Genomic DNA, 14,343 nt, shown 5'->3' with positions numbered 1-14,343 from the left:
TTTGGTTGATAAACCATTCTGAAACGGATCACAGTCTGGCATAGGAGATTTATTGATGATTAAAATCATATCTGCAAAAGCGTGTGCTGATTATAAAATTTGGATTCAATATTCAGATGGCGTTGAAGGCGAAGTAGATCTATCCCATCTCGTTGGAAAAGGTATATTCTCGGCCTGGAAAGATGCAAGCGTGTTTCGAAATTTTCAAGTTAAAAACGGCAGATTTATTATCTGGACAGATGAAATAGATCTATGTGCAGATTCGCTCTATTTGGAAATTACGGGAGAAACGCCCGAGGATATTTTTCCCAGGTTAAGGATGGAAAATGTAAATGCCTGAGATATGTCGGTTTTATGGAATCATTATCAGAATACATGTAAATGATCATCCTCCTCCACATTTCCATGCGGAATATGCAGAATATGAAGCCTTGATAAATATTGAGACATTGGCGGTAATCGCAGGCGACCTACCTTCACGAGCATTGGGTTTGACAATTGAGTGGGCATCATTACATCAGAACGACTTGAGAAATCTGTGGCGACGAGCGCGAAATCATGAATCATTGAGCAAATTAGCACCTTTGCAATAGAATTTTATTACAAAGTTAAGCTTAAAATTTCTCTTCGTGTTGTGAGTGGTTCAGAGAAGGATATTAACATGTCGGGAATGCTTAGATATCTCACCGCACTCCTCCTTTTACTCGCCTGTTCTGACAAAGAAAAGTCACTCACCCCCGATCCTTCCTCAGACGGCAACGATCAGCAGGAAAAACCCCTGCTGTCAGATGACAAATTCGGTGCCGACATCAACCCCACCGGCAATCCCATCGGTGGCGGCGAGGGTTATAACCGCCTTCTTGACCCATCCGAATACCTGGTCACAAACCGCATGGAACTGCTCGACGCCCTCGAGTTCGCCGGTACCAACCAGATAGTCTATATAGTAGATACCGTCAGAATCGACCTGACCGGACACCAGAACATCGCCATACGCGGGGGCATCACGCTCGCCAGCGGCCGGGGCAAGCCCGGCTCTCAGGGTGCCCTGCTCTACTCCAAACAACTCGAAACCATACCTCTCTTTATCGCCGCCGGACCCAACGTCCGTATCACTGGCCTTCGCTTCCAGGGACCGGACACCCTCAGGCGCACCGAGCAGATGAGACAACTCCACGCAGAAGGGCACTACTACAGCATCCCCAACTCTCGCGCCATCCAGACCGAATACCCCAATCTCGAAGTCGATAACTGCGAACTCTGGGGCTGGAGCCACGCCGCGATCTTCCTGCGGGCAGGCTCGACGGACAACCACATCCATCACAACTATTTTCACCACAACCAGCGCTATGGCCTGGGCTACGGCGTGGTGCTGGACCAGTCCAACGCCCTTATTGAAGCCAATTTGTTCGACTGGTGCCGCCACCACATTGCAGGCACTGGGAGACCCGGCACCAGCTATGAGGCCCGTTACAACCTGATTCTGGAAAACGCCAACAGCCACAGCTTTGACATGCACGGCGGCCGGGATCGCGGTGACGACACGCACATCGCCGGCGATCTCATGTTAATCCACCACAATACCTTTCACGCCACCAGTGTACCCGCCGTAGTCATTCGGGGTATCCCCCAGGAAAGTGCTGAAATCTACAACAACTGGTTTCTCCATACCTTCCCCGCCGACGCCATCAAACAGAACAACGCCACGGGAAACATGCGTCACTATACAAACCAGTACACGCCCAACCGCGTTCTGAAAGACTGAGTCATAGAGATCGCATTACCGCGAGCCCCGTCTGCCACTCCCTCCCTCTCATACCCGCATAAACCATGTAGTAGCGGTTGTCGATTTCAATCACCTGAGGCGTTAGTATCCCATCGCAGTCCCATGCATCGGGATCTGGCGAGGGCGAAAAAATTGGATTGTGCGGATTGGGTTCAAAGGTGCGAAAATCGCGCGTCCGAACATGTCCAATCCGCCAGGTCTCGCCATCGGAACCCCCGTAAAAGAGATGGAAATACTGTGGACCCTTAAAAATCTCAGCCTCTCGAACACCACAACTATCCCACATTTCTCCACTGCCTTTAAAAATGGGATTGGCGGGATCTTTGGTAACAGCCTCGGGGTCGCTCGTCGGCGCGGTCGCGTGACATAAAGTCGGCGGATCTGCCGACTCCCCCGTATAAATGATATGTATGGTATCATCTACAACCACAACCGAGGGATGCGACGACCCCTGTCGCTCGTGCGCGGTATCTGAGGCAATCACAGGCGTCTGACAAACGCGCGTCCATTTGCCAAAATCACCATCCCCGACCAATAGACCCGTCTGCTTTGGCGGCTTTTGTCTTCGCCCCAAATAATAAACATAGAACCTTCCATCGGCGGGATTCCAAAACGGAAAAGGATATTCGATTGTATAATCGTCAAATCCCTCGCTCGAAGGCAAAAGCACGGGATTGCGCGGATCGTGCGCGATCTTTGCCGGATCTTTCACCGGAGCCGTGCTATGCATCAAAACCCAATAATTGCCCTCTTTTCTCCTCCCCCACAAATAGTGAACCGTATCATCCATCACAAATGCATGAGCAGCAGCGGCCCACTCTGGCGGCTCGCAGGCAAGAATGGGATTGACACTCTCAAGCCGCTCGAAACCCGCAAACACCTCAAATGGAATGGGATCTTTCTGGGCAAAACCTGTTGATTCTCTCATCTTGTCAGTTCTCCTTTTTGCGCGCTACCTGCACTTACAAACACCAATCGTAAGGACCGGGACCCGTATGGCAAATCATCTCGGCGATTTGCTGGCGCATAGCTGTAATGCGCGGTTGATATTTGGAAAGCTGCGCGAGATTTTGCATTTCGCCCGGATCTGTCTCCAAATCGTACAACTCGTCGATATCAAAACGATTGCGAATATACTTCCAGCGACCATCGAGATTCATCACATGCGCGGCAAACTGCTCTCTTTCTGTTGACTCCCAATAAACGGCCTCCTGGCTGGCGATCTCTGCAAAAATGGGCTGAGATTTGGGTTGCCGACCATTCAGAATCGCGTCTGCAACGGAGCGACCGTCGATTTTCTCGGGCGGCGCCTCGTTTGCCAGATCGAGCAAAGTCGGCATTAAATCAACACCGGCAAGCGGGGTCGTCACGCGCAAACCCATTGGGAGCACACGCGGCCACGAAAGCAGGCAAGGAACTCTGACCGAGGCCTCGTACATCAGACACTTTTCTGTGCAACCGTGATCACCGAGCAGTTCGCCGTGGTCGCTCATAAAAACCACGATCGTATTATCGCGCATATTCTGTTCTTCAAGAACGCCGACCAGACGCCCGACCTGCGCGTCAATATGAGTGATCAGAGCGTAATAGTACGCAATCATCTCGCAGAACTGCCGATCTATCACTGTATTGGGCATGCGAAATTTTGTGCGGGTTTGAAAATGCGGTTTACCCTCAAGTGGATCTCGCAGAGAATCCGGCAAGGGCATTTGATCTACCGGATAGAGCTCGAGCAATTCTGGTGGGATAACGATGAGGGGATGCGGATCCTTAACACTCACAAAAAGAAAAAACGGGTCATCTTCTTGCCGGCGCAAAAAATCAATCGCGCGGTCAACCGTCCAGGTCGTACGCTGCTGTCGCGGATCTGTAAGTGTCGTAAAAGCCAGTATATTTCCGTATTGCGTGACGGCATCCTTATCGCTGTAGAGATTAGGTACCCCCTCGCGTTCAAAATAATCGAAAAGGGGATCTGTATATTCGTCGTCCAGATATCGATAGGTCTGCCAGAAATCCTCAAACCCGTGCTGTGGTGCATGGTCATCGCCCAGATGCCACGGGCCTACCATGCCACAGCGATATCCCGCGCGTTTCAAAACATCGCCCATCGTAACGCGGTCCTGCGGCAGATAACTCCCCCAGTCTTTTCCTCGTTTTGGCCCATAATTTCGCAATTGCAGATGAGCATGGGGATAGCACCCGGTCAACCAACTCGCCCGAGCAGGCGAACAAACAGGAGAAGCGCAATAGGCATTTTCAAAACACACACCACCCTCGGATAGACGATCCAGATGGGGCGTTTGAACAACAGAACTACCCGCAAAACCAGCAGCATCCCAGCGCATCTGGTCGCACATCACAAGCACAATATTGGGACGCGACTTTGCCATTATAATGCCTTTCATTACTCACAGCAGAAAAATTTCAGTGATCCGAATAAAGCAAGCATTAGAGAAAGAACAGGCGCAATTTACAGAGCCAAATCAAATGCGTCAAGCAATCGGTCAATAGGGACTACATTTTATACTTGTTTTTTGAACTGATTTGAGCTTTTCATGAATAAACCGCCACATTCATGCCTGCATATCGTCAGGCAAACAGGTATATTGAGGTCAAGGAGGCTGACATGGACCGGGAAACCATGACAAACGAAGAGAATTACGCCTTTGATTTAACAGGTTATTTGCATATACCGGGAGTCCTGACCCGTCCCGAAGTCGCGCGGTTAAACGACGCGATTGATCGGACCGGATCGCTCGAAGGAATGCTCGGCTGGGAAGATGATTTGCGCGAACCATTCCGCGATTTATTGATCCATCCCCAACTCGTGTGGTATCTGAATCAAATTGTAGGATACGGTTTCAGGCTCGACCGCACACCCGAAATACTGTGCGACGAAACCTGTGACACCTCTGCCCCCCTGATGGGTGGCAATGAGCCGCGAGACCCCGCGCTGGCATATTATCATCAGAACGATAGAAGATTTTGCGAAGGTGTACGCGTAATCTGGGCACTCTCTGATGTCAAAGCTGGTGACGGCGGATTTGTATTTGTACCGTGTACGCACAAATCAAATGTAGAAACGCCAGAGGATATATTGACCGGCGAGGATGACTCGGATTATCTTTTTCAACCCGAACTAAAAGCGGGCGACCTGCTCATCGTCGGCCTGAGCGTCGTACAGGGCATGCGTCCGTGGCAAGGCGAGGCACTGCAACGCTTGCTATCCTACGAATATGTAGGCCGCGGTGTGATCCGTTCTGCGGGATCTGCCCCTGAAACAGAAAAAATGCCAGTATCCGACTTGATGGCAGAACTAACACCTGAACAACGCGCATCGCTCTATCGCCCCGGATATCGCAATACAACGCCGCCACCGACTTTGAAAACAGATGGTGAGACAATTGCATTGGACGAATCGCGCGAAATTTTTCACCCGTCTTTCCTGATGAAAAATCCAAACTCGGGCATTGACGAAAAAGAATTTTACTTTTGGGATTTAAATGGGTACCTGGTGCTACGCGGAATCATGGATGAAGAATGGTTGGCACAGGCCAATGCCACCATTGACAAATTTGAGGATCGAATCGTCGTTGGCGACGAACTCGCACAAGGATCAAAAACCCTTGCGGGCACGGGCAGACCCTTGTTGGGTGGACTGACTCAGTTGCCCAGTCCCCATTGCGATCCTTTCCGGCGAATGCTCGCCCACCCGATCGTTGAACATCGGCTGAACTGGATGGGCGCCAGTGGTGGTCGCACGGGTGGAGGAACGGCATTTTGCTCGGTCAAAGGCACATCGGGCCATTCCCAGCACGGCTCCAATGAGCCGCTCAATCCAACCCGGGGATACTTTTATCAAAATGGACGCAGTTATTGCGAAGCCGTAACCGTAACCTGGCAGTTGCGCGATGTAACCGAAGCCGATGGTGGGTTTGCATGCGTGCCGGGATCGCACAAAGCGTATTATCCTACCCCCCCGGGTGTGCGCTCCTGCGATGACCACATGGGATTGGTAAAACACATAGAGGTGAAAGCGGGCGATGTGCTCTTCTTCATGGATGGCAGCACCTCACATGGCACATTCGCGTGGAAAAGCGACATCTCGCGACGGGGAATTTTGCACAAATATTCATCGCGCAACTTCAATCGCAGCGGAGGAGAATTGTCTCATCCAGAAAAACGGTGGGGCGATCTCGTCTCGGGCATGAGCGATGAACAGATGGCAGTCATGCGCGGCCCCGACCGCGATGTGTTTAGAAAGAACGTGCCCAGATTGGAAATTACCAACGGTTCAGTCGTCGCGTCTTACGAGCGAGGCAGTGCATTGTACAGCCAGGACGCACCCAAAGGTCCAGTGGCAAAAAAATAATGCAAAGCGTCACGACTCACAAACTGTCCATTTAAATGGGCAGTTTTTTTTGAGATGCGTCAAGCAATCGGTCAATAAGGGTTTCATTTTATACTTGTTTTTTGAATCGGTTTGAGCTTTTCATGAATAAACCGCCACATTCATGCCTGCATATCGGCAGACAAACAGGTACATCACAGTCAAGGAGGCTGAAATGGACCGGGAAACGATGACAAACGAAGAGAATTACGCCTTTGATTTAACAGGTTATTTGCATATATCGGGGGCTTTGACCCGTCCCGAAATCGCGCGGTTAAACGACGCGATTGATCGGGTCGGATCGCTCGAGGGCATGCTCGGCTGGGAAGGCGATTTGCGCGAACCATTCCGCGACTTGTTGATCCATCCCCAACTCGTGTGGTATCTGAATCAAATTGTAGGATACGGTTTCAGGCTCGACCGCGCACCTGAAATACTGTGCGACGAAACCTGTGACACCTCGGCTCCGCTGGAGGGCGGCAATGAGCCACGAGATCCCGCGCTGGCATATTATCATCAGAACGATCGAAGATTTTGTGAAGGCGTGCGCGTAATCTGGGCACTCTCTGATGTTAAGGCTGACGACGGCGGATTTGTATTCGTACCGTGTACCCACAAGGCAAATGTGGAAACGCCAGAAGACATATTGACCGGCGAGGATGACCGGGACTATATTTTTCAACCCGAACTAAAAGCGGGTGATCTGCTCATCGTCGGTCTGAGCGTCGTACAGGGCATGCGTCCGTGGCAAGGCGAGGGACCGCAGCGCTTGCTATCCTACGAATATGTAGGTCGCGGTGTGATCCGTTCTGCGGGATCTGGCCCTGAAACAGAAAAAATGCCAGTATCCGACTTGATGGAAGAACTAACACCTGAACAACGCGCATCGCTGTATCGCCCCGGATATCGCAATACAACGCCGCCACCGACTTTGAAAACAGACGGCGAGGCAATCGCATTGGACGAATCGCGCGAGATTTTTCACCCGTCTTTCCTGATTAAAAATCCAAACTCGGGCATTGACGAAAAAGAATTTTACTTTTGGGACTTAAACGGGTACCTGGTACTGCGCGGGATCATGGATGAAGAATGGCTGGCACAGGCCAATGCCACCATTGACAAATTTGAGGACCGAATCGTCGTTGGCGAAGAACTCGCACGCGGGTCAAAAAGTCTCGCGGGCACGGGCAGGCCCCTGTTGGGTGGGCTGACGCAGTTGCCCAGTCCCCATTGTGATCCCTTTCGGAGAATGCTCGCCCATCCGGCAGTTGAACATCGGCTAAACTGGATGGGTGCCAGTGGTGGTCGCACGGGCGGAGGAACGGCATTTTGTGCGGTCAAAGGCACATCGGGCCATTCCCTGCACGACTCCAATGAACCGCTCAATCCAGGGCGCGGATATATCTATCAAAATGGGCGAAGCTATTGTGAAGCCGTAACTGTGACATGGCAATTGCGCGACGTGACCGAAGCCGACGGTGGGTTTGCGTGTGTGCCGGGATCGCACAAAGCGTATTATTCACTCCCCCCAGGCGTGCGCACCTGCGATGACCACATGGGATTGGTAAAACACGTCGAAATGAAAGCGGGCGACGTGCTCTTCTTCATGGATGGCGGCACCACACATGGCACATTGGCGTGGAAAAGCGACATCTCGCGGCGGGGGATTTTGCACAAATACTCATCGCGCAACTTCAATCGCAGCGGCGGAGAATTGACCCACTCGGAAAAACGGTGGGGCGATCTCGTCTCGGGCATGAGCGATGAACAGATGGCTGTCATGCGCGGCCCCGACCGCGATGTGTTCGAAAAAAACGTACCCAGATTGGAAATTGCCGACGGTTCAGTCGTCGCGTCTTACGAGCGAGGTAGTACATTGTACAGCAAGGAGGCGCCACAGGGGCCAGTGGTAAAAAAATAATGCAAAGTGCCACAACACAGCTTAATAATGGGCATGCCTCTTGACAGTTTTGGGCATGCAGTCTATTTTTGAACGAGAAAATACATGGAGGATATAAATGGGTATTAATGTGGGTTTTGTGGGCGCTGGAGGGCGTGCGCGGTCGCACATGCGCGCGTTAGCCAATATAGAAGATGTCGAGATCGTTGCAATTTGTGACATAAAAGAAGAAACCGCACAAAGCGCAACTTCGGAATTTGGTGGCACGGCTTATACCGACTATCGCGTGATGCTGGACAGTGAAAATTTGACCGCGATGTATGTGGTCGTGCCGACATTTGCACATTATGATGCAGAGATTTTGGCGGCGCAACAGGGCGTACACATGTTGTTGGAAAAACCCGTAGTGCCGTCAATGGAAAAGGGATTGGAAATTCTGGAAGCCATTCAAAAATCGGGTGTGCTGACATCTGTGGGCTATCAACAGCGATATACGGGATGGGCAAAACAGGGGCGTGAATTTTTAAAAGACAAGACCGTCGCCATGGCCCTGGCCTATCGCTGGGGCGGTTTGCCGGGCACGCCGTGGTGGCGCGTGATGGCGCAGTCGGGTGGGCAAATTGTCGAACAGACCACACATCAGATCGACCTATTGCGTTACCTCGTGGGCGATGTTGCAGAAGTACACGCGTATTACGCCACCCGCGCATTGAACGATGTCGAAAATCTCGATATCCCCGATGTATATGCCCTATCGCTCCAATTTGAAAATGGTGCTGTGGGCACGCTGAGTTCCACCTGCGTTCTCCGCAATGGCGGTGGCTCAAATGGCATTGATATCATCATGCGCGATATGCGAGCGACCGTCGCTGGAAATGGTGTAACTGTATTTCCAGGCAGTGCAGCTGAGATCGGCGAAATGCTCGAATCGGAAGATATTGACGAAGTATTTATGGCAGCAATTCGTTCGGGAGATGGATCGGGAATCTTGTCTGACTTTGAAGACGGTTTGCGCAGCCTCGATATTTCGCTCGCGGCAAACAAATCTGCCGAAACAGGCCAACCCGAACGAACTTATTTTTCGCAAAATCGTTGAAAGAAAGCAGCCAGATCAGTTACCGCCCTTGCAGGGCACGACACAGTATAACCGACAACTCACCACAATGGAAGGACTATGCTAAAGAGAAAGAATAAAAAGAAGCGAAAACGGAGTAACTTGCGAGAATTTGGAATCGCCATATTTTTAGCCATTTTGATCCGGGGGACGCTGGTACAAGCGTATCACATTCCCTCGGGATCGATGGAAGATACGCTATTAGAAGGCGATTACGTACTGGGTGATAAACTGACCTTCGGCACGCAAATACCCGACCGCGTGCCGATTCTGAACACTAAATTGCCCTCATTTCGCGTACCGGGATTTTCAACCCCCCAACCGGGAGATCTGGTGATTTTTGAATTTCCCCGGGATGAATCGCGCGATTTTATCAAGCGGTGTATTGCGGTTGAAGGGCAGACAGTGGAAATCAAAAACAAAATTGTATATGTAGATGGAAAGCGATTTGAGAATCCAGAAGGCGTTAAGCACGAAGACCCCAGAGTAGAACACAAACAGCATAGCCCACGAGACAACTACGGACCTCGCACAGTGCCACCGGGACACTTTTTTGCGATGGGAGACAATCGCGACAGCAGTTACGACAGCCGATTTTGGGGGATGGTGTCCCTGGAAAAAGTAAAAGCCCACCCATTATTTATTTATTATTCCTGGGATAGCCAAAAGCCTCTGTGGAATATTTTTGAAAAAATCCGTTGGAGCAGGTTGGGCTTGTTGGAATAACCCAAAAAAATGGTATCTGTGAGGCCCGATATTCTTATCGGGCCTTTTTTTCAAGGTAAATTCAGAAAGCAACCACAGATGAACACAGATGAACACAGATGGGATTGTGAAAGATCTCCCTTCGTTTTGTGTCTCCTATTAGCTGTCTTTTGTCTCATCGGGCAAAGTAGAGCGGCGGAAGTAGTATTGCTTTATACAGGAGACACACAGAGTTTTCTGGAAGTGTGTGGTTGTGCGGACAATCAGCTCGGCGGCATTGCGCGGCGTGCGACAATGGTAAATGACTTAAAGCGATCGTATCCCAATGCCCTGTTATTAGATGCCGGCGGTCTATTTGCAGGCGATACTGTATTGGACCAATTGCGTTGCAAAATACATTTGAAAGCCATGAAAGCCATCCATTACGACGCCGCCAATATCGGTGTGGGAGAATTGCGATTTGGACAAGCGTTCTTTGAAACCATGCGCGATTCGATCGGCGTCCCTTTTGTAAGTGCAAACTTGAAGATAAACGATGTGCAAATGGGGGCACCCGTACGAATTCTGGACGCGGGCGATGTGCGCGTAGGTATCATAGGTGTGGCGGGTGAACGGGACATTGAAGTACACGGTATGGCAATGGGGGCAGGTACCTCACACATAAATATGCCCGATGGCATAGATGTTAAACTCGATGGCATCCAGGAAGCGGTCGCATCTGTGCGTCAAAAGACCGATCTCATAGTTGTATTGAGCGATTTGGATCGAGAGACAGAACGCGACCTCGTACAAAATATCGCCGATATAGATATCGTGATCAGCACGCGATCTACCGAGACAACCCATCGGATCGGCAATACCCTGTTGCTGGGCATCCAGCCTCAGGGCAAGGCAATTGGACAGGCGATCTTAAACGTAGAAAATGGACGGGTGACAGCAGAAAAAATCACCTCTGTATTGCTCTCAGAATCCATTGGCGAAGACCGCACAGTAAAGCGGCTCGTGGATGAATTCTACAATCTGGTTCAAAAAAATTCGGCGTTGCAGCAGACAGCGCGACCGAGATTTGCGGGATTTGCACTGGAAGATCAGGTGCGTCAGGGCACCAATAGATATGTCGGGGTAGAAACGTGTAAAGGATGTCACGCTGCCGAGGTAGCAGACTGGGAACAGTCGCATCATGCAAATGCATTTAATCGCTTGTTGCAAAAACAAAAACACTATCAGCCCGACTGCGTAACGTGTCATACAACGGGATTTGGATATCCCACGGGGTTCAAAATTGGCAAAGATGTCAAACGGCTTACAAATGTGCAATGCGAAGTGTGCCACGGACCGGGAGAACAACACGCTCGGCGTCCAGAAACCCGCAATATTCGCCGCACGCCATCTCCCGATTTGTGCCAGCGCTGTCACGATGCAAACCAGACGCCCGACTTTGACACCCGATTTGCTGATATGCTGGCAGAAGTGAATCACAAGGGACACGGCTCTTCGCACGCAATAACCAAATTGGACACAGGGCACGGTGAAACAGGGCAGAGCCAAAATGGTCGCCCCCTCGTCGAGCTATTTGTGATGGCAGATTGTCCCTATGGCATACATGCAGAACAAACCCTTGCCCCTCTGTTTCGCAAACTGAGGGATCAAATCGACTTTCATCTGTATTTTATCGCAGACGAAGCAAGTGCAAAGCATGACGCATCGCCTCCTCCTGCCGCACGCACGACACGGACAACACAGCCGGGATGTCAGGCGACGACCTCGACGGGATCGGGTCGCTTTCGCAGTTTACACGGCGATAGAGAAATAGCCGAAGGCATTCGACAAACCGTTGTGATGTCGCTTTATCCCGATCGGTTCTGGGATTACATTTTGTGTCGCAATAAATCGGGCATTGCAACCGATTGGCGCGTTTGTGCAACACAGGTGAACATGAACACAGACAAAATCGCCGAGTTGTCCGAAAGCGATGCGGGTGAAGCATTATTTGCCGAAAATATTCGCAGAGCCAATCTGCTGGGGATCAACGCATCGCCCACATTGCGCGTAAATGGGCGCGATGTCAAAACTTCTTCTCATGAGGTGGCGCAGTTCATCTGTCGCAATAATAAAAATTTGCCCTTTTGCACCGATGTTCCCGAGTGCCTCAGCGATCGGGATTGTGTACATACGGGCAAAGTTGGCCTGTGCTTAAACGGCGGAACACCCCGCGCGCAATGCGAAGTGCGCGATCCCATTTCCTTTCAAACGGCCATTCTCAACGACGCGACCTGTGCAGTGTGTGATACATATTCGTTTATTCGATCCACACTATCGCTCTTTCCTGGTGCTGAGTTCCAAACCGTAGATGTGAACAGCGAGATGGGACAGAACCTGATTGCGCGTTATAGGCTGGATCGGGTGCCAGCTTATGTGCTGAATAATGAATTTGAGAAAACAGCCCATTTTAATCGGTTTGCACACCTGATGCAGCGCGTTGGCGATCATTTTGTACCAACTGTGCTATTGACACCCATTGCGCGGGTTTTTCAAGGCCAGAATTTAGATGGTATGGACCTGTTTATGGATGTTAGTGTGTCTCCAGCACTACAAATAGCAGAACGACTCTTGCAATGGGGCAAAAAAGTTAATGCACCCGAGCGCTTACGCCTGCATTTTGTGGGCAATGACAAACAAAATGCGCTATTTCGGCAGGCACAACAGACCGCTCCAGAGCGGATAGTTGACGCGCTATTATGCCACAAACAGAAGGCTACTTCCGACACATCTTCTGTAGTAAACTGCTTAAAACAGATGGGCATTGACGTCAGCGGAACAGACAACAGAACAGAAATACACGCCACTGCTCGAGCACTGGGCGTGATACCGACAAGATCACCGACTGTCGTAATCGATGGGCGTTTTGTGGTGCAAGCAGAGGGTCTGAAGCAGATAGAAGCGATATTTTATCGCCTGCATCCAGAATTGCTCCAACGCGACAGGAACACAGCTAGGCCATCTGGCGTCAAATAATCAGTACCTGTTTGCTTTCGCGATTGATCGAAAAGGAGATCGATATGATACACATCCGAATATTTTGCGCTTTGGCTCTGTGTAGCCTGTTGGCAACTTCTGGGTGTAAACCAATCCCCACAGAGCCTGAACCCAGTTTAGACGGGCTTGTTTATACCAACAACTCATGGGGATTTCGAGTCAGTCGTCCCAGCGAACAGTGGGGTATCGATGTCGCAACTATTACATCACAAAGAGACATCAATGGTTTATCGCCCGTAACCGTACGCATTCTCAGTCCTGGGCTTACGAGTGACTTTCGTCCACAAATGCGCCTGGAGCCACAAGCACTACGAGCCGAATTCAACACAATGACACTGGATCAACTCGTTCAGGCTTTTGAAGACCGGTTCCTGGTACCAGCATTTGATGAATATCGCGTTATCGGCGAAAAACATCGCATCCAACTCAAGGTGGGCGAGGCGATTCAGTGGCAATTTCGTTATTCTCAAATAGAACGCTCCAACCGAGCATATCCCGGCACCCGATTTCTCGTAGCCATAGCCATCCACAATGGGGTGGGGTATTACATGATCGGCAACGGCAGCCGGGATGCAGGCTATCCACTAACCGAATATGAGCAAATTGTGGCGAGTTTGGAGTTTCGTTAGCTGACTGCGGTCTCTTCAAAAAACAAAAGCCCTGGAGATTGAGTTCTCCAGGGCTTATTCATTCACATTATACCCTTTATGGCGATGCGGCATCCGTTTGGGGTTTGAGATGCTTTTCTAAAAATTGAGCGGACATTTCAAAGAGCGATGCCGCGCTATCTTGCGTGGCATTGCGAAAGCCGTGATCGGCATTGACAACCTTGTAGAGCGTGACATCCAAACCCGCTTTTTGCATCGCAGCATAGAGCAACTCGCTCTGATTATAGGGAACTGCCCGATCTTTTTCCCCGTGCATAATCAGCATGGGCGGATCGTTTTTGCTGACATAAGTAATGGGATTGGCCGCGGCGACTTTCTCCTTATTTTCCTGAATGAGACCACCAATTAGTCTGGACTCTGGAGAATCGGCTGCGTCGTGATCAATTCGACCTTCAAAATCATTCATACGCAAAAAATCTGTAGGACCAAACCAGTTGCATATCGCCTGCACCTGACTCGAATATTGGCTGTGATCATCCGTCTCAAATACATTTTCATCATGCGTTAAACCCATCATCGCCACTAGATGCCCCCCAGCAGACGATCCCCACGCGCCGATACGGTCGGGGTCGAGATTGTATTTCTTTGCATTTGCTTTCACCCAGCGCACGGCTGTTTTGCAATCTTCTATTTGCGCAGGAAAGAGGGCTTCGCCGCTAAGTCGATATTCCACATCAACAACGGCAAATCCGCGCCTGGTCATATTGAGCGCCCGCCCGCCATTGCCTTTAGATCCCCCACGCC

Annotated in this window: 12 protein-coding genes; 9 read left to right on the top strand and 3 right to left on the bottom strand. The window is 50.6% G+C overall.

The window, feature by feature from the left end; genetic code table 11:
* Nucleotides 1-55: 55 nt before the first annotated feature.
* The 3 genes from F4Y39_07220 (at nucleotide 56) to F4Y39_07210 (ending at nucleotide 1,765) form a co-directional block, all read left to right on the top strand.
* On the top strand, nucleotides 56-340 hold the full coding sequence (locus F4Y39_07220; protein MYC13506.1) for a DUF2442 domain-containing protein: 285 nt from the start codon (nucleotides 56-58) through the stop codon (nucleotides 338-340).
* Entirely contained in the window at nucleotides 333-593 is a 261-nt protein-coding gene (locus tag F4Y39_07215; protein MYC13505.1) for a DUF4160 domain-containing protein, read from the top strand. Before F4Y39_07220 ends, F4Y39_07215 begins: the two co-directional genes overlap by 8 nt.
* A gap of 68 nt (nucleotides 594-661) precedes the next feature.
* The gene (locus tag F4Y39_07210) at nucleotides 662-1,765 is read left to right on the top strand and encodes a hypothetical protein (protein MYC13504.1); all 1,104 of its coding nucleotides are present in this window, start codon (nucleotides 662-664) and stop codon (nucleotides 1,763-1,765) included.
* A 1-nt stretch (nucleotide 1,766) separates the two neighbouring features.
* Here F4Y39_07210 and F4Y39_07205 read toward each other — a convergent pair whose 3' ends face one another.
* Nucleotides 1,767-2,714, bottom strand: a complete 948-nt coding sequence (locus F4Y39_07205; GenBank protein ID MYC13503.1) for a hypothetical protein — start codon at nucleotides 2,712-2,714, stop codon at nucleotides 1,767-1,769.
* 34 nt (nucleotides 2,715-2,748) lie between these two features.
* Nucleotides 2,749-4,191, bottom strand: coding sequence for a sulfatase-like hydrolase/transferase (locus tag F4Y39_07200; GenBank protein MYC13502.1), 1,443 nt, complete (start codon nucleotides 4,189-4,191; stop codon nucleotides 2,749-2,751).
* A gap of 221 nt (nucleotides 4,192-4,412) precedes the next feature.
* On the opposite strand from F4Y39_07200, the gene F4Y39_07195 reads away from it, so the two are divergent.
* The 6 genes from F4Y39_07195 (at nucleotide 4,413) to F4Y39_07170 (ending at nucleotide 13,560) form a co-directional block, all read left to right on the top strand.
* On the top strand, nucleotides 4,413-6,158 hold the full coding sequence (locus F4Y39_07195; GenBank protein MYC13501.1) for a phytanoyl-CoA dioxygenase family protein: 1,746 nt from the start codon (nucleotides 4,413-4,415) through the stop codon (nucleotides 6,156-6,158).
* A 193-nt stretch (nucleotides 6,159-6,351) separates the two neighbouring features.
* On the top strand, nucleotides 6,352-8,097 hold the full coding sequence (locus F4Y39_07190) for a phytanoyl-CoA dioxygenase family protein (protein ID MYC13500.1): 1,746 nt from the start codon (nucleotides 6,352-6,354) through the stop codon (nucleotides 8,095-8,097).
* A 97-nt stretch (nucleotides 8,098-8,194) separates the two neighbouring features.
* Nucleotides 8,195-9,172 carry a Gfo/Idh/MocA family oxidoreductase gene (locus F4Y39_07185; protein MYC13499.1) on the top strand — a complete coding sequence of 326 codons (978 nt, stop codon included), beginning with the start codon at nucleotides 8,195-8,197 and terminating at the stop codon, nucleotides 9,170-9,172.
* A gap of 78 nt (nucleotides 9,173-9,250) precedes the next feature.
* Nucleotides 9,251-9,916, top strand: a complete 666-nt coding sequence (gene lepB, locus F4Y39_07180) for a signal peptidase I (protein MYC13498.1) — start codon at nucleotides 9,251-9,253, stop codon at nucleotides 9,914-9,916.
* A 9-nt stretch (nucleotides 9,917-9,925) separates the two neighbouring features.
* A complete protein-coding gene (locus F4Y39_07175) occupies nucleotides 9,926-12,910 on the top strand; it encodes a hypothetical protein (GenBank protein ID MYC13497.1) in 2,985 nt (994 codons plus the stop codon).
* A 44-nt stretch (nucleotides 12,911-12,954) separates the two neighbouring features.
* Nucleotides 12,955-13,560, top strand: coding sequence for a hypothetical protein (locus F4Y39_07170; protein ID MYC13496.1), 606 nt, complete (start codon nucleotides 12,955-12,957; stop codon nucleotides 13,558-13,560).
* A 76-nt stretch (nucleotides 13,561-13,636) separates the two neighbouring features.
* Here the strand turns inward: F4Y39_07170 and F4Y39_07165 are convergent.
* The coding region (locus F4Y39_07165) for an alpha/beta hydrolase (GenBank protein MYC13495.1) at nucleotides 13,637-14,343 on the bottom strand (707 nt) is incomplete at its 5' end.

The sequence above is a fragment of the Gemmatimonadota bacterium genome (assembly GCA_009838845.1).
Taxonomy (GTDB): Bacteria; Latescibacterota; UBA2968; order UBA2968; family UBA2968; genus VXRD01.
Note: the sequence above shows the minus strand (reverse complement) of the source record. Positions and strands in the feature narration are given on the sequence as shown.